At 70.6% G+C, this 14,690-nt stretch carries 15 protein-coding genes and 1 pseudogene; 3 read left to right on the forward strand and 13 right to left on the reverse strand.

The features are described from left to right. Positions 1-73 precede the first annotated feature (73 nt). From STRIP9103_RS18240 to STRIP9103_RS18260, 5 genes are all read right to left on the reverse strand, one after another. Positions 74-301 (reverse strand): hypothetical protein, encoded by a 228-nt coding sequence (locus STRIP9103_RS18240; protein WP_009314285.1) that lies wholly within the window; start codon positions 299-301, stop codon positions 74-76. Positions 302-401: 100 nt separating this feature from the next. Then, entirely contained in the window at positions 402-1,826 is a 1,425-nt protein-coding gene (locus STRIP9103_RS18245; protein WP_048820504.1) for an FAD-dependent monooxygenase, read from the reverse strand. Beyond that, the gene (locus tag STRIP9103_RS18250; RefSeq protein WP_009314281.1) at positions 1,810-3,021 is read right to left on the reverse strand and encodes an MAB_1171c family putative transporter; all 1,212 of its coding nucleotides are present in this window, start codon (positions 3,019-3,021) and stop codon (positions 1,810-1,812) included. Before STRIP9103_RS18250 ends, STRIP9103_RS18245 begins: the two co-directional genes overlap by 17 nt. Positions 3,022-3,031: 10 nt before the next feature. Then, on the reverse strand, positions 3,032-3,580 hold the full coding sequence (locus STRIP9103_RS18255; RefSeq protein WP_048820505.1) for a hypothetical protein: 549 nt from the start codon (positions 3,578-3,580) through the stop codon (positions 3,032-3,034). A gap of 31 nt (positions 3,581-3,611) precedes the next feature. Continuing rightward, positions 3,612-4,268 carry a helix-turn-helix domain-containing protein gene (locus tag STRIP9103_RS18260; protein ID WP_009314277.1) on the reverse strand — a complete coding sequence of 219 codons (657 nt, stop codon included), beginning with the start codon at positions 4,266-4,268 and terminating at the stop codon, positions 3,612-3,614. Between the two features lie 274 nt (positions 4,269-4,542). On the opposite strand from STRIP9103_RS18260, the gene STRIP9103_RS18265 reads away from it, so the two are divergent. After that, positions 4,543-5,226 (forward strand): MmyB family transcriptional regulator, encoded by a 684-nt coding sequence (locus tag STRIP9103_RS18265; protein WP_009314252.1) that lies wholly within the window; start codon positions 4,543-4,545, stop codon positions 5,224-5,226. Between the two features lie 93 nt (positions 5,227-5,319). Here the strand turns inward: STRIP9103_RS18265 and STRIP9103_RS18270 are convergent, their stop codons facing one another. From STRIP9103_RS18270 to STRIP9103_RS18285, 4 genes are read right to left on the reverse strand one after another with little or no spacing between them, the layout of a single operon-like run. Then, entirely contained in the window at positions 5,320-6,153 is an 834-nt protein-coding gene (locus STRIP9103_RS18270) for an ABC transporter ATP-binding protein (protein WP_009314268.1), read from the reverse strand. A gap of 26 nt (positions 6,154-6,179) precedes the next feature. After that, entirely contained in the window at positions 6,180-6,956 is a 777-nt protein-coding gene (locus STRIP9103_RS18275; protein WP_009314263.1) for an ABC transporter permease, read from the reverse strand. After that, positions 6,953-7,726: an ABC transporter permease gene (locus tag STRIP9103_RS18280; RefSeq protein WP_048820507.1), complete on the reverse strand. Its 774-nt coding sequence runs from the start codon at positions 7,724-7,726 to the stop codon at positions 6,953-6,955. The genes STRIP9103_RS18275 and STRIP9103_RS18280 overlap by 4 nt, the downstream gene beginning before the upstream one ends. Beyond that, positions 7,723-8,694 (reverse strand): ABC transporter substrate-binding protein, encoded by a 972-nt coding sequence (locus STRIP9103_RS18285; protein ID WP_009314270.1) that lies wholly within the window; start codon positions 8,692-8,694, stop codon positions 7,723-7,725. Before STRIP9103_RS18285 ends, STRIP9103_RS18280 begins: the two co-directional genes overlap by 4 nt. A 306-nt stretch (positions 8,695-9,000) precedes the next feature. Here STRIP9103_RS18285 and STRIP9103_RS18290 point away from each other — a divergent pair, with 306 nt between their 5' ends. Continuing rightward, on the forward strand, positions 9,001-9,903 hold the full coding sequence (locus STRIP9103_RS18290) for an IclR family transcriptional regulator domain-containing protein (protein WP_100243935.1): 903 nt from the start codon (positions 9,001-9,003) through the stop codon (positions 9,901-9,903). Here the strand turns inward: STRIP9103_RS18290 and STRIP9103_RS18295 are convergent. From STRIP9103_RS18295 to STRIP9103_RS18305, 3 genes are read right to left on the reverse strand one after another with little or no spacing between them, the layout of a single operon-like run. Continuing rightward, positions 9,854-10,849 carry a PDR/VanB family oxidoreductase gene (locus STRIP9103_RS18295; protein WP_009314279.1) on the reverse strand — a complete coding sequence of 332 codons (996 nt, stop codon included), beginning with the start codon at positions 10,847-10,849 and terminating at the stop codon, positions 9,854-9,856. The genes STRIP9103_RS18290 and STRIP9103_RS18295 overlap by 50 nt on opposite strands. Further along, positions 10,846-11,028, reverse strand: coding sequence for a hypothetical protein (locus STRIP9103_RS18300; protein ID WP_009314280.1), 183 nt, complete (start codon positions 11,026-11,028; stop codon positions 10,846-10,848). The genes STRIP9103_RS18295 and STRIP9103_RS18300 overlap by 4 nt, the downstream gene beginning before the upstream one ends. Beyond that, positions 11,025-12,089: an aromatic ring-hydroxylating dioxygenase subunit alpha gene (locus tag STRIP9103_RS18305; RefSeq protein WP_009314282.1), complete on the reverse strand. Its 1,065-nt coding sequence runs from the start codon at positions 12,087-12,089 to the stop codon at positions 11,025-11,027. The genes STRIP9103_RS18300 and STRIP9103_RS18305 overlap by 4 nt, the downstream gene beginning before the upstream one ends. 1,145 nt (positions 12,090-13,234) lie before the next feature. Here STRIP9103_RS18305 and STRIP9103_RS51560 point away from each other — a divergent pair. Beyond that, a pseudogene (locus STRIP9103_RS51560) lies at positions 13,235-13,443 on the forward strand (sugar ABC transporter ATP-binding protein); the annotation flags it as partial. Between the two features lie 247 nt (positions 13,444-13,690). Here STRIP9103_RS51560 and STRIP9103_RS18310 read toward each other — a convergent pair. Then, positions 13,691-14,635: a tetratricopeptide repeat protein gene (locus STRIP9103_RS18310; RefSeq protein WP_009314264.1), complete on the reverse strand. Its 945-nt coding sequence runs from the start codon at positions 14,633-14,635 to the stop codon at positions 13,691-13,693. Positions 14,636-14,690: the final 55 nt, after the last annotated feature.

Below are 14,690 nucleotides of genomic sequence, written 5' to 3' on the forward strand. Positions count from 1 at the left end.
CCCGAGGCTCCCTGAAGGCCCTTGACTGCGGTCCGCCGGCACGACCAGGCGGACCGCCGATTCACGGCGTCGCTCAGAAGTCCGGGCACCAACTCCTCAGCAGCCGGAAGAACTCCTCCTCGTTCCCCGCCAGCCCGGCCGCGGCCAGCGCCTGCTCCGCCTCGGCGAGGGCGGCGGTCGGCACCACGGGTGGTCGGCCGCTCTCCGGCGGCCCGTCGAACGCGGCTCGTACGGTCCCCAGCAGCCGCAGATAGGCCTGGACGGCGGTGCGCTCGCGGTCGGTCAGTACGGCGGTCGGCATTGAACGGCTCTCCCCGGTTCGGTTCGGCGAAACTGCGCGCGCCACAGAAGTGGCACACCATCAGCTTGCCGTCCGCCACTGACAATCCCGTTGTACGCGGCTACTTGGGCGCGCCCAGCACCGTCTCCCGCTCCTGGTCCGTCAGCGGCGGCTCCGTCAACGGTGGTTTGACCGGGCCCCGCAGCACCGCCAGGACGACCTCCGGCCTGACGAGGGCGCTCACCGGCTCGGCGAGGGTGACGACGCCGAGGTACGCCCGGAAGACCAGGGGGCGCCCGAGCGCGGTGCGTATCAGGCGCTCCACATAGCGGCCGAAGAGCCTCTGCACGACGTTCGGCTGCTTGCCGATCGCCTCGGGGTAGCGGATGTCCACGCCGGTGGCCAGCCCCCAGGCGAGACCCACCGGTCCCGCGACGGCCCGCTGGATCCGGCGCGCCAGCCCCGGTGCCGTGATGCCGTGCGCCGCGACCCGCTCGCGCAACAGCAGGGCACCCTGCGCGGCGACCGACATGCCGTGGCCGTAGATCGGGTTGTACGTGGCGACCGCGTCGCCGATCGCGACGAACCCCTCGGGCCAGTCGGACACCTTCTCGAAGAAGCGCCGCCGGTTGATCGTGCTGCGAGTGACCACGACATCCGTCAGCGGTTCCGCGCGGGAGATCAGCTCGCCCACGACGGGGTGCCGGAGCGAGCGCGCGAACTTCTCGAACTCCTCGGCGTCGGCGGTCGGTTGCCCGCCACGGGTGCCCGACAGCGTCACCAGCCAGCGTCCGCCCTCGATGGGCACGAGGGTGGCGCTCTGCCCCGGCACCGGCTTCGCCGCGTTCGGCTGCACATTGACCACCGGGTACTCCTCGGTGCCCGCCGGCGCCCGGAAGACGCGGCTGGCGTAGACGAGCCCGGAGTCGACCTCCTCCATCGGCGCCGGCGGCACCCCCAGCGCGTCCAGCCAGGCGGTGCCCCGCGAACCCCGGCCCGCGGCGTCCACCACCAGATCGGCGGCCAGCACCCGCTCCTCGCCGTCGGCCGGGCGGACCCGCACCCCCGTCACCCGGGAGGCGTCGCCCTCCAGGCCCAGGACCTCGGTGCGCTCCAGGACCGTGACCCGGGGGCCGACGAGCAGTCGGGCGCGGACGACCGACTCCAGCAGATCCCGGCTGCACGCGATCATGAACTGCATCTCCGGCCAGCGCCGGCACCAGCCCTGGGCGGAGAGCGAGACGAGCCCGGTCGGCAGCGGGATCCGCCGGGCCCCGGCCGCCAGCCAGGCCTCCGTGACGCCGGGCAGCAGCTCCTCCATCGCCCGGGCCCCGCCGGACCACAGCAGATGGGCGTGGCGGGCCTGTGGGACGCCCTTGCGGGGCTCCGGCCCCTCGGGCAGCGCGTCGCGCTCGACGACGGTGACCTCGGCGTGGTCGCGCAGCGCGGCGGCGGCCAGCAGGCCGGCCAGGCCCGCGCCGAGGACGACGGCACGCCGGGGGGTGGTCACCGCGGTGCCGGGGTTGCCGCTAACGGGTTCGCTCATGGAAGTCGCTCTCTGACCTGGTCGCGGAGGCCCATTCGCGGGCGGCCGCTACGACGGGGGACTGACGCAGGGCGATGGACATCCGTACGAGATCACGGGGGTTCTCGGCCGGCGGGGCGGGGGCGGCGTCGGCCACCGCCGAGTTGAGGACCCGGCCGTCGGGGTCGTCCGCCCTGGCCCGTACCGCCGCCGTCACCATCGCCGCGTCCGCCTCGGCCCGTGCCTGGACGGGTTCGGAGCCCGCCGCGACGGCCGCGTCGTAGGCCTTGGCGCGCACCTCGGAGTCGAAGTACGGGTACAGGCTGAGCATGCCGTCGTGGATGTCGGACTCCCGCTGCGTCATCTGCAGCTGGGCGGGCGCCCACCAGGAGATCCGTACGTCATGGCTCGCCTGCGCCCACACCGGCCTCAGCTCCCGCCACAGCGGGCCGAGCCGGCGGTACATGGACCAGGTCGTCCAGGAGTCCCCGATGCGCTGCCCGGCCAGCGGCAGACAGAAGCCGACCGCGCTGACCTGGGCGCCGAGGGAGGCCAGCACGGGGGCGACGTACGTGCTCAGATAGTCCAGGTCCGCGCCCTGCCAGCGGGCCGCCACCGCGACCAGCTTGACCCCGGCGAAGGGCAGGTTGACCAGATAGCCGAACGCGATGATCAGCAGTCCGGCGCGCAGCCAGCCCCGCACCTGGAGCGCCCAGCGCCAGCACATGACGTACATCGCGACACACGCGACGGTGAACCCGATGAGGTACAGCACGATCATCTCGCGCAGGAACGGGGTGTTGGCGTAGTACGTGTCGAAGTCCCGTATCCGCTCCACCGGCGCGTCGCCGAGCGCGAACAGCACCACGATCGCCGCGCAGACCACCCCGTACCCGGCGATCCACCGGCGCGAGAGCCGCCGGGTCACCTCGGGCGGACCGCCGCGCCAGTTGGTGATCAGCACCAGACAGGAGCCGCTCAGCGCGCTCAACAGGACGTAGACCAGGGCCGCCGAGGCGTTCGTGACGCCGGTGACCCGGTTGACCCCGGCGATCGTCGGCGGCGCGGCGAAGCCGAAGGCCAGCGAGGCCAGCGTCATCAGCGCGCACACCGACCTGAGCAGCGGGTCGCGCCAGTCGCGCAGCAGCGCCGGGGTCTTGAGGGCGAGCGCGACCGCCATCGCGGCGGCCGGTACGTAGTAGTTGGTCCCGTCCATTCCCGGCGGCTCAGCCCTGCGGCCCGCGGTAACCCAGCGAGGCCCCGATCCGGCCCGCCAGATGATCGCGTCGCACGGGTCCGCGCAGCGCCGAACCGGCCAGCCAGGTGCGGCACTTGCTGGCCAGCAGCAGCCCGAAGCTCTCCGCGTCCTGCTCGTCGGCCAGGTCGAACCGGGTCCGGGCGGCGACCTTCAGGACCGTGGCCCCGAGGTCGGCGTCCGGGTTCAGTAAGCGCGCGGCGACGGCGGCACCCTCCGTGCCCTCGGCGCCCCGCACATGCTGACCGCAGTGCCCGGCCTGCATGTGCCACAGCTCGTGGCCGAGGATCACCAACTGATGGTCGGGGGCGGTGCGTTCCTCGATGACGACCAGGTCCTGCTCGGCCATGTCCAGCCACAGCCCACTGGCCGTACCGGGTGGGAAGGCGGCCGTACGGTAGTGGACGGGGCGACCGCGGCGTCTGCTCATCGCGTCGCACAGGGCGCTGTAGAGGTCGGCGGGGTCCGCCGGTGCCGGGAGCGTCAGCTCGCCGACCAGCTCGCCGCACAGACGGCGCATTTCCTTTCCGATGCCCACAGTTCTCCCCCGGTCAGGACTCGGGCCGCTTGACGCTCTCCAGCAGCATGTCCAACCACTCCGCCACCTTGTCGCGGTGCTGGTCGGTGGGCAACTGGGCTGCCCGCCAGGCGATGGAGCGCACACCGTGGTTCTGCAGCAGCCGCTGCAGCGGGTCGTCGGCGGCCTCGGCGGCTGCCCGCTCCCGGTCGGCGAGCTGCTGGAGGAGCTCCTGCTCGCTACGCATCAGGGCGCTCGCCAGTGCCTCGGGGTCCTCGGCGGTGAGGAAGCCCGCGTGCACTCTGAAGAAGCGCTGGATGGCGTCGCAGTGCTCCATCGTGGGGCGCCGGTCGCCGTTGATGAGGGCGCCCGCCTGCTGGCGCGACATCCCCGCCCCGTCGGCGATCTCCTGCTGGGTGTATTTGCGGCCGTTGGGCTTGAGTCGGGTGCGTCGCAGCAGGTCCAGGCGTTGCAGAAAGCGGGCCTGGATATCCGGTTCCCCGGCGCGCTGCCCGCTCAGCAGGGCCTTGACCACCGCCTCCGGCACACCGGACGCGACCGAGAGCCGTCGGGTGTCGAAGACCTCCGCGTGCGCCACGCCCAACTTGTCGGCGAGCGCGGTGACTCGGGCCACGACGGTCGGCAGCAGAACCGTCGCCGTGGCGTCCGGAACCTCGAAGCCATCCGTCACCGACAGATCTCCTACGTCTCTCTCAGGCCAATTTCGCGGTACTGCGGAATCCGTGGATCCAAGCCTGGCGCGAGACCCTGGTCCCGGCAAGTACACCGTGAACTGCGGGGAGACTAACGGCTCGGTCGAACTCACAGCCAGGTCTCGCCACAACTGTGGCGAGATTCAGCCGTCAACCGGCGCCAAATGCCACGATAGTTGACACGACTCCGCCGACGGCAGGAGGATCAAGGCGCCGCGTGAAGGCCGCATAGGCAAGAGGGGTGACCTCCCGATGGCATCTCAGGCAGGAGGGCGGCGGTCGGTACCGCAGCCCGTCCCCAACAGTCTCGAAACCCAGGAAGCACAGGCGTACCTCCAGGACTACGCCGCGCTGCTGGAGTCCGTTCCCTTTCCGTCCGTCGTCCTCGACCACTGCTGGGACGTCGTCCTGTCCAACTCCGCGTTCCGCACCCTGTTCGGCGGCGTGGGCCCGCACCCGACGGCCATGCCCGGCGACAACTTCCTGCGCTTCGTCCTCTTCCACCCCGACGCCGCCACGGTCCTCGGCGAACACGAGTCCAGCTGGTGCCTGCCGATGCTCGCCCACTTCTCCGCCGCCGTGGAGCGGCACGGCCAGGACCGAGGACTGCAGTCCATCCGACGGGACATCGCCCAGGACCCCATCATGGACGCCGCCTTCCGGCACGGTCTGCCCCACTGGCTCCGCGCGGTCGGCCCCGCCGCCGTCCGGCGCGACGGGGCCGTACGCCCGCTCATCCACCCCGACCCGCGCTGGGGCGCCACCGACTGCCGCATCGTCGACGAGACCCCCGACACCCTGCGCGACCTGGGCTACACCCGGATGACCCTCGTCCTGCGCGAGACGGGCCGCGCGACCGGCACCCCGCGCAGGCCCCGCCGCCCGCGCCGCACCACCGCGAACCATTTGAGCGTGGTGCCCTCGTCCCGGCCGTGAGGTCACCCTCCCGCCCGTGAGGCCGCGCGCCCTCCGGCACCGTCGGCGTTCAGGTCGCCGACGGCGCCGGAGGCCGACGCCCGCGGCCCGGGCTCAACGATCCCGCTTGTCCACCGGCACCCCCGACACGCCCGTCGGCGCGCCCGGCCTGTCCACCGGTACACCCCGCTTGGCCGCCTGGATCTGCTCGTACACATGGGTGCGCAACTCGGCGAAGCGGGGGGCCACGCGGGTGTGGAGCTGGTCGCGGTCGGCCGGGAGGTCGATCCTGAGCTGCTCCTGTACGACGGTGGGGGAGGCGGAGAGGATCAGGACCCGCTCGCCGAGGTAGACGGCCTCGTCGATGTCATGCGTGACGAAGAGGATCGTGATGCCCCGCTCCCGCCACAGTCCGCGGACGAGGTCCTCCAGATCGGCGCGGGTCTGGGCGTCGACCGCCGCGAACGGCTCGTCCATCAGCAGCACGTCCGGCTCGTAGGCGAGCGCCCGGGCGATGGCGACCCGCTGCTGCATACCGCCGGACAGCTGCCAGGGGTACGCGCCCGCCGCGTCGGAGAGCCCCACGGACTCCAGCGCGTCGGCGACCAGCTCGCCCCGCCGTGACCTGCTCAGCTTCTTCTGCCTGAGCGGCAGTTCGACGTTGTCCCGGACCCGCATCCAGGGGAACAGGCTGCGGCCGTACTCCTGGAAGACCACCGCCATCCCCGGCGGCGGCCCGCTCACCGGCCGCCCCTCCAGCAGGACCTCACCCGCGGTGGGGTTCAGCAGGCCCGCCACACACTTCAGCAGCGTGGGCTTGCCGCAGCCCGACGGGCCCACCAGACAGACGAGTTCACCCGCGTCGACGGTGAAGGTGAGATCCCGCACCGCCTCGACCCGGCGACCGGAACCGTCGTAGACCTTCTTGAGGCCCCGTACGTCGAGCATCGTCTGCTGCCCCTTCTGAAGTTTCATCACGACCGCCGGGAGGACGCGCGCAGACCGTGGTACCAGCCGAGCACGCGCCGCTCGACCAGCCGGAAGACGACGGAGAGGACGAACCCGAGCAGACCGAGGACGAGGATCCCGGTCCACATGTCGGGGATCGCGAAGCCGCGCTGGAACTGGACGATGGTGAAGCCCAGGCCGTTGCTGGCCGCGAACATCTCGCTGATGACCATGAGGATGATGCCGATGGACAGCGCCTGGCGCAGCCCCGCGAAGATCTGCGGGCTCGCCGAGCGCAGGACGACGTTCCGCAGCCGGGCCACGCCCGTGATGCCGTAGGAGCGGGCCGTCTCGGACATGACCGAGTCCACCGCCCGTACGCCCTCCACCGTGTTGAGCAGGATGGGCCAGACACAGCCGCTGGCGATCACGGCGATCTTCATCGTGTCGCCGATGCCCGCGAACAGCATGATGACCGGGACGAGCACGGGCGGCGGCACCGCCCGCAGGAACTCCAGCACCGGCTCGCACACCGCCCGCACCCGGCGGTAGGAGCCGATGACGGTGCCGAGCGCGACACCGACGACGGCCGCCGAGGTGTAGCCGGCCAGCAGCCGCAGCACACTGGGCAGTACGTCGGCGCGCAGCCGCTCACCGGTCCAGACGTCCGGGAAGGTGGTGAGGATCGTGCGCAGCGGCGGCCAGTAGACGTCGGTGCTGTCGTCCGACGCCAGCCACCAGACGGTGACCAGGACCAGGGGCAGCGCGACGACGAACAGCAGCCGGAGGAGCGCGTGTCTCACACCACCACCTCCCCGCGCACCGACTGGTGCCAGGCCAGCGCCCGCCGCTCCACGGTCCGCGCGCCCACGTTGATCAGCAGCCCCAGCGCCCCGGTGACCACTACCAGGGCGTACATCTCCGGCACCGCCTGCGAGGTCTGGGCGACCGCGATACGGGCGCCCAGCCCCGGGGCGCCGATGACGAGTTCGGCGGTCACGGCCAGGATGAGGGCCACGGCGGCGGCCAGCCGGACGCCGGTCATGACGTACGGCAGGGCGGTGGGCCACAGGACGTGCCGGACCCGTGCCCAGGGGCCGAGGCCGTAGGAGCGGGCCGTCTCCTCGGCGACCGGGTCGACGTCCTGGACGCCGTACAGCGTCTGGATCAGGATCTGCCAGAACGACGCGTAGACCACCAGCAGGAGCACCGACTGCAGTTCGGTGCCGAAGAGGAGGACCGCGAGGGGGATCAGGGCGACCGACGGGATCGGGCGCAGGAACTCGATGGTGGAGGCCGTCGCCTCGCGCAGATACGGCACCACCGCGATCACGACTCCCGCCAGGATTCCGGCGGGCACCGCGATCACGAGCCCCACCGCCCAGCCGGTGAGGGTGTCGCCCAGCGCGGTCCAGAACGTGTCGTCGGACAGTTCGTCGACCAGGGCGCCGGCGACACGGCTGACCGGCGGGAAGTAGGTGTCCCGGACGATGCCGAGCCGCGGGACCGCCTCCCACAGCGCGAGGAACCCCGCGAACCCGGCCGCGCCCAAAGCGGCGTTCGTCCCTTTCACGGCAGCAGCTTGTCCAGGTCCGGCGCCTTCTCGAACAGCCCGTCCTGCCGGCCCAGTTCGGCCAGCCGCTCGATGGAGGCGCGGTTCGGCTCGGCGGGCCAGCGGGGCAGAGTGAGCGTCTCCAGAAGGGAGTTCGGGATCTTCGTGTACGTGGTGATGATCTCGCGGACCTCGTCCGGGTGCTTGTCGGCGTACGCCAGGGACTCGGCCGTCGCCTCCTGGAACTTCTTCACCAACTCCGGGTTCTTCTGGGCGTACTGCTGGGAGGTGAAGTACATCGCCACCGTGAGGTCCGGCGACACATCGACGAAGTTCGACGCGAGGACGGTGCCGCCCTGGGACTTGATGGTGGCGAGCGCGGGCTCCACCACACAGGCGGCGTCCACGTCGCCCTTGTCCAGCGCGGCCGGCATCTGGTCGAACGGCATCTCCACGTACTTCACCTCGGACGGGTCGCCGCCGTCCTTGCGGACCGACTCGTTGACCGAGGTGTCGCAGATGTTGCCCAGTGTGTTGGCCGCGACCTTCTTGCCCTCCAGGTCCTTGGCGGACTTCAGGGGGCTGCCCTTCCGCACGGCGATCTCCGCGAAGTCGGCGCCCGCCTTGCCGGTGGACGCCACTCCGTTCGCCACCGCCTTGACCGGCACGTTCTTGGACTGGGCGACCAGCAGGGACGTCATGTTGCTGAAGCCGAAGTCGAACTGCCCGGAGACCACACCCGGCACGATCGCCGCGCCGCCCTGCGCGGGGGTGGGCTCCAGCTCGAGACCGCGCTTGCTGTAGAAGCCCTTCTTCTCGCCCAGGTACATCGGTGCGACGTCGATGATGGGGATGACGCCGATCTTGAGCGTGGTGGTGCCGCCGGACGCCTTGTCCCCGCCGTCCGACCCGGAGGAGTCGGACGAACCGCAGGCCGTGGCGGTGACGAACAAGGTGCCGGCCGCGAGGCCGACGAGCAGACGACGCATGAATCCCCCTGTTGGGACCGCTCTTCGAGAGGTTGTGCGCACACCGCACGGAAGTGCTCAGCGGGAAGGTAGAACGCCCGGGGTTTCGGGTCAATGGCCTTGCTGTGCAAGGTCGTTGACAGTTGTGGAAGTGTGCTCCTAGCGTGCGCAGAGCACACCGCCGTGCGCGCAGAGCACACCGACGTATGTACAGAGCGCACCAACACGCGTACAGAACGCATCGCCCCGCGTGCCCGTGCGTGGTGGCCCGTGCGTCTTCGTACGTCCTCGTCCCGTGCGTCTTCGTACGTCCTCGTGGAGGCGACGATGCCAGATGGAGCCCGGTTCGGACCGGTCCGCGAACCGCACTTCGTCCGCTCCTTCGAGCGCGGTCTCGCGGTCATCCGCGCGTTCGACGCCGAGCATCCCGCGCTGACGCTGAGCGAGGTCGCCCGCACCTGCGAGCTGACCCGCGCCGCCGCCCGCCGCTTCCTGCTCACCCTCGTCGACCTCGGATACGTCCACACCGACGGCCGGCTGTTCCGGCTGACCCCGCGCGTACTCGAACTCGGCTACGCGTATCTGTCCAGCCTCACCCTGCCCGACCTGGCCGAACCGCATCTGGAGCGGCTGGTCGCGCAGGTCGGGGAGTCGTCCTCGCTGTGCGTCCTCGACGGCGACGACATCGTGTACGTGGCCCGGGTCCCCACCAGCCGCATCATGACCGCGACGATCACCGTCGGCACCCGCTTCCCGGCCCATGTCACCTCGGTCGGCCGGGTGATCCTCGCGTATCTGCCGGACGAGGAGATCGACGCCCGCCTCGCCCGCGCCGACCTCCGACCGCTGACCGACCGCACCCTCGTCTCCGCCGACCAGCTGCGGGCCGAGCTGCGCCGGGTACGGCGGCAGGGGTACGCCGTCGTCGACCAGGAACTGGAGAAGGGGCTCAGGTCGGTCGCCGCCCCGGTACGGGACCGGGACGGCGAGGTGGTGGCCGCCGTGAACATCCCCGTGCACGCCGGCCGCAACTCCGTGGAGTCGGTACGCCGCGACCTGCTGCCCCATCTGCTGGCCACGGTCGCCCGGATCGAGGCCGACCTGGGCATGGCCGGAACCACCACGGGCTGTACGACGGGGGCCGTGGCGGGCGGCCCGGGGACCGTGGCGGGCGGCGCCGCTACAGGTCGAGCACGAGCCGGGGCCCCCGGCACCGGGACACACAGATGAGCATGGTCTCCCCGGCCTCGCGCTCCGCGTCGCTCAGCACCGAGTCCCGGTGGTCGGGGGTGCCGTCGATGACGTCCGTCTCACAGGTCCCGCAGGTGCCCTCCGCGCAGGAGTAGAGCACCTCGACCCCGGCGGCCCGCACGGTGTCGAGCACGGAGACCCCTACGGGAACGGTGAGGGTCTTGCCGGTGCGCTCCAGTACGACCTCGAACTCACTGTCCGGGCCGGTCTCCTGCTCCTTCGGCTGGAACCGCTCCACCCGCAGCGCCCGCCCCGGGCACCGCTCCTCGACCGCGTCGAGCAGTGGCCCGGGACCGCAGCAGTAGACGAGGGTGCCCTCGGGCAGATCGTCGAGGACCGGGCCCAGGTCGAGCAGCCCGGTCTCGTCCTGCGGCGCGACGGTGACCTTGTCCCCGTACGCCGCCAACTCCGGCTGGAACGCCATGGACCGACGACTGCGCCCGCCGTACAGCAGCGACCACTCGGCCCCCGCCGCCTCGGCCGCGGCCAGCATCGGCAGGATGGGGGTGATGCCGATGCCGCCGGCCACGAACCGGTAGCGGGGCGCCGGCTCCAGGGCGAAGTTGTTGCGCGGCCCGCGCACCCGCACCTTGTCGCCCTGGCTCAACTCCGTGTGCACATACGCCGATCCGCCCCGCCCGTCGGGCTCCCGCAGCACACCGATCCGCCAGGTGTACCGGTCCGCCGGGTCACCGCACAGCGAGTACTGCCGCTCCAGGTCCGGCCCCAGCAGCACATCGATGTGCGCGCCGGGCTCCCAGGCGGGCAGTTCCTCGCCCAGCGGATGGCGGAGGGTGAGGGCGAGCACGCCGTCGGCGGCGGACTCCCGGCTGTCGACGAGGAGTTCGGCCTCGTACGGGGACGAGGGCGACGGCGCGGACGAGGCCGCGCCCGAGGGCGACGGCGAAGGCGCGGTGGAGGTCATGAGCTGTTTCCTTGCGGCTCGTGTCCCTGGGGGTGGGCGAGCATCCACTCCCACATCTCGATCGGGTCCTGTGCGGTGTTCTCCCGCCCACAGTGACAGGTGCCGTGCAGGATGTCCGTGCCCGGCAGCCAGTCGATGCGGTAGACCTCGCCCGTGGTGAACGAAGGGGGAGTGCTCACTGGACGTTCTCCATGGGCTTCTCGCCCTCCTCGACCAGCCGGGCGAGGATACGGCGGGCGGCGAGGCCACCGGTGTCGATGTTGATGCTCAGCTCCTGGTAGCCGGTGCGCTCGGTGCCGAGCGTCTCCTGGAGGAGGTTGAGGGCGTCGACGTCCTGCATGACGACCGTGTGGTTGTTGCCGCGCAGGAACTCGGTGACCTCGTCGTTGTCGGTCGCCCAGTCGCGCGAGACCATCCAGAAGTCGTACACCTTGCCGTCCGAGGACGGGGTGATCGCGTAGGTGATCTCGGTGTGGAAGCCGTTCGGGTCGCTGCCGTCGGCCTCCGGCAGCACGCCGACGGGCGCGATGCGGCTGTGCAGCAGATACAGGCAGGGCGCGTGGTACTCGATGTCCTGCCAGCGGGTGATCCGCCCCTCGATGCCGGTGGACTTGGCGTAGAACGGCGGGCACTCGGCGTCGTCCATGTGCCGGCTCACCCGCACGATGCCCGCGCCCTCGTCGACCTCGGTGGTGATCGGCGTCTCGGCGACCTCGGGCGTCCCGATGTACCCGCCGTGCAGATAGGTCTCGTGGGACAGGTCGAGAAGGTTGTCGACGAGCAGCCCGTAGTCGGCGTCGATCGGTTCCATGCCGCGCACGGTGACCCAGCCGGGGGAGTCCAGGTGCTTGGCCCGCGGGATGGTCTGCGGGTCGGCGAGGGCCGGGTCGCCTATCCACACCCAGATCAGCGAGTCCTGCTCGACCACCGGGTACGAGGCGACGCGCGCCGTCCGCGGAATCCGCTTCTGCCCCGGCACATACACACAGGTGCCGGTCGTGTCGTACGTGAACCCGTGGTACCCACACACGATCCGGTCCCCGTCCAGCCCGCTCTTCGACAGCGGATACCGACGGTGCACACACCGGTCGTGCAACGCGACCGGCGTCCCCTCCTCCTCGGTCCGATAGAAGACGAGCGGCTCACCGAGGATCGTACGCCCGAGCAGTTCCCGCCCGACCTCATGGGCGTAGGCGGCGACGTACCACTGGTTCCTGGCGAAGGCGGTCATGTGAGGCATGGGGTTCCCGTCCCTGTCGGCGGGGCGTCTTCGCCCCGCGTGCCGTGGTTGGGATCAGGGTCGTGAGGCTTGCGTCGGCTCGGCAAGACGGCTTCTGCCAGGCGGAAGAACTTCTGTAAAGAGGCTGTTCAGAGCCTTGTTCTGTCAACCCCTGGTCGCCAGAGTGGAGTGCCGCGTGGTGCGGCCGTTCGGTTCGCGCTCGGGGGAGCCGGGGGCGGCGACGGCGAGTGCGACTACTCACTGCGTGGCGTCAATTGCCAATAATGTTCACTTGGTTTCAATTGTGATACTCCTCTGTCGGCGGATGCTCGGTGTAGCGGCAAGAATCAGCATCACTGCCGGTCAACTACTGTTCGTTTTGGAGTCTGGGGCCCTCGGGTCGAATCCGGGTCGAATCCGCGCCCTTTCAGGCTGTTGAGCGTGTTGCCGCTGGTCAGGGTGGTGTGAGGTCGCGTGATGGTTCCCCTTGCGGATGGGGGGCGGCGCGGCGAGCAGTCGGGCCGATGAGCCGCTGAAGTGGCACTGAGTTGTGGTGGTCGGCTGCCAGGGGCGGGGGCTGACCAGCGGCATTCTTCGCTGCTGGTGGCGGTCGCCTTTCGTGATCATGTCCTGCGGACATGTCCTCAGGCGGGACGGCTGATGCGTGACGGCCCGGGATTGATGGTTCCTGGCCGAAACCGACCTGCCGAGCGTTTCAGGGGCCGTCCAGGAGCCGCGCGGCGGTCGGGCCATGTGACAGAGGCCCCGCTGCCTCGCGCGGCGGCCGACGCTCTCGCAACATCCGGTACACCACCGGAACTGCCATTCCTCGGCGCCGACATCAGCACAGCCTCGGTCGGCTCGCCGTCACCAACACCGAACCGGAAAATCTTGGTACCTCGACGAGTTCATGGGTCCGCGAGGCCCCTTGAGTGGCGCTCATGTAAGTCCTGCTCTTCGCTGGGCAGTTGGGGGGCACATCTTCTGTGTCAGATCGGCACAACCCGCTTCAGGGGGCGACACGCCTCGGGACACCTGGGGCACTGTGGAGGCGGCCGAGCAGGGCCGGTCGACGGGATTCACCTCGCGGTACGAGGCGTATGGCATCCTGACCGGCGCCAGTGACGACATCGCGCTGGACCTGATCCGCGAGGGCGGCAACCGCGCCGTCGGCCTGGTCTTTCGTCGTACGCGGAAAGACCGCCCGAGCGTCAACAACGCGACCGGTCGAGCAACTTGGGCACCCGGTGTTCGACCCGGTACGGCTCGTGGGTGAATTGTCGGCGGCTCAGCAGTGGATCGTGTCCATAGCGCAGGTCTGTGCCACGATGCACGGCTCATCGTGGTGGCCGAACAGTCCGCCGCGCTCGACCCTGGCGGGCCATGTCGTCACCCTGATGATCGGGGGTATCGTCGAACACGTCTCCCCGGGCCGCACCACTTCGCGGCGCAGTGAGGCTCGAAGTTCACGGACTGTGCCACACAGAGACCAGACCCCTGGATCTGACTCTCCATTCCGCTGAGATTGTCGCCGTTTTTTGGTCCAGCCATGCTCCGATCGGGGGCGGAGAGGGGGTTCAGCGGGGCAGGACGGGCGGAGCCGGACCGGGCGTGCCTACTGGTCAGTGGCTTTCCTCGGCTCGTCGTTGAGCGGCGGTGAAGGCGAGGACCGGGTCCTGGCCGTTATACCCCCAGGGGAAAGCGGTGACGACGCCGGCGATGCTTCGGAAGACGAGGGCAGCGCGCGACTGCTCTCTGGCGACGCTTAGCGCGTAAGCCAAGAGGTTGAGGTCGGCGAGAGCCGCTGCATGGGTCAAGCGACCCGGCTCGGCCCAGTTGTCCTGGGCCCGGTCCAGGATGCGGGCGGCTTCATGTCCGCTCCACAGGCGGTCCGCGGTGAGTGCCTGGACCCCGCCCTGGGACAGCGCGGCGTGGTAGCGGTCGATCAGGGACAGCAGCGGTAGTCCTGCCGTCGGTGCGTTGCTGGGTGCTGTGGCCCTTACCCGGTCCACGAAGTCCATGGCCTGGGCGTGCGAGCCACATTGTCGGGGTGAGAGGTAGCCGTACATCTGCAGGTGCGCCTCGCGGTGCCAAGGGTCTCGTGCGACGATCTCCCTCCAGATGGGGAAAACCTCCGTGCGCGACCTGCGCCGTTGACGGAGAAGGCCGAGGCGTGCCACCCACGGGTTGGGGTCATAGGGGTCCAGGCGGGCGGCCGTCGCGCAGGCCTCGACGGCTTGCTCGAACTCGGCGCTGGGCGGCGGGGTGCGGGAGCCGCGCGCCATGATTCCCCAGGCGAACAGTGTCTGTGCGTCGGGATGTCCGGATTGTTGGTCCAGCCAGGAGCGCTGGGTGGCCGGGCGGGTCACGGCGGCGAGGACGGCCAGTCGATGGGCGCGACGGTCCCAATCCTGGCCGGTGTCCTTGAGCAGCCGTTCGATGACCGCGGCCGCCAGGGTCCGTGCTGTGCCCCGGCCGGCCAACTGCCGACAGACCCTGCCCAGTTCGGTGTCGTCGAGTTCGGCCGCGAGGCGCGGGGCCGGCTTCCTGCTGCGGCCGAGGATCATGGTCGTGCACCTTCTGCGTAGACCGTCTCGTGGTCGGGTGTATGGGCACGGGGCG

It is taken from the genome of Streptomyces ipomoeae 91-03 (assembly GCF_000317595.1).
GTDB lineage: Bacteria > Actinomycetota > Actinomycetes > Streptomycetales > Streptomycetaceae > Streptomyces > Streptomyces ipomoeae.

Excerpts from the sequence above, each read along its gene's own strand:
- STRIP9103_RS18305 (WP_009314282.1), bottom strand. The coding sequence starts at position 12,089 with ATGCCTCACATGACCGCCTTCGCCAGGAACCAGTGGTACGTCGCCGCC.
- STRIP9103_RS18295 (WP_009314279.1), bottom strand. The coding sequence starts at position 10,849 with ATGACCTCCACCGCGCCTTCGCCGTCGCCCTCGGGCGCGGCCTCGTCC.
- STRIP9103_RS18270 (WP_009314268.1), bottom strand. The coding sequence starts at position 6,153 with ATGCTCGACGTACGGGGCCTCAAGAAGGTCTACGACGGTTCCGGTCGC.
- STRIP9103_RS18285 (WP_009314270.1), bottom strand. The coding sequence starts at position 8,694 with ATGCGTCGTCTGCTCGTCGGCCTCGCGGCCGGCACCTTGTTCGTCACC.
- STRIP9103_RS18265 (WP_009314252.1), top strand. The coding sequence starts at position 4,543 with ATGGCATCTCAGGCAGGAGGGCGGCGGTCGGTACCGCAGCCCGTCCCC.
- STRIP9103_RS18310 (WP_009314264.1), bottom strand. The coding sequence starts at position 14,635 with ATGATCCTCGGCCGCAGCAGGAAGCCGGCCCCGCGCCTCGCGGCCGAA.
- STRIP9103_RS18290 (WP_100243935.1), top strand. The coding sequence starts at position 9,001 with ATGCCAGATGGAGCCCGGTTCGGACCGGTCCGCGAACCGCACTTCGTC.
- STRIP9103_RS18250 (WP_009314281.1), bottom strand. The coding sequence starts at position 3,021 with ATGGACGGGACCAACTACTACGTACCGGCCGCCGCGATGGCGGTCGCG.
- STRIP9103_RS18255 (WP_048820505.1), bottom strand. The coding sequence starts at position 3,580 with ATGCGCCGTCTGTGCGGCGAGCTGGTCGGCGAGCTGACGCTCCCGGCA.
- STRIP9103_RS18240 (WP_009314285.1), bottom strand. The coding sequence starts at position 301 with ATGCCGACCGCCGTACTGACCGACCGCGAGCGCACCGCCGTCCAGGCC.
- STRIP9103_RS18245 (WP_048820504.1), bottom strand. The coding sequence starts at position 1,826 with ATGAGCGAACCCGTTAGCGGCAACCCCGGCACCGCGGTGACCACCCCC.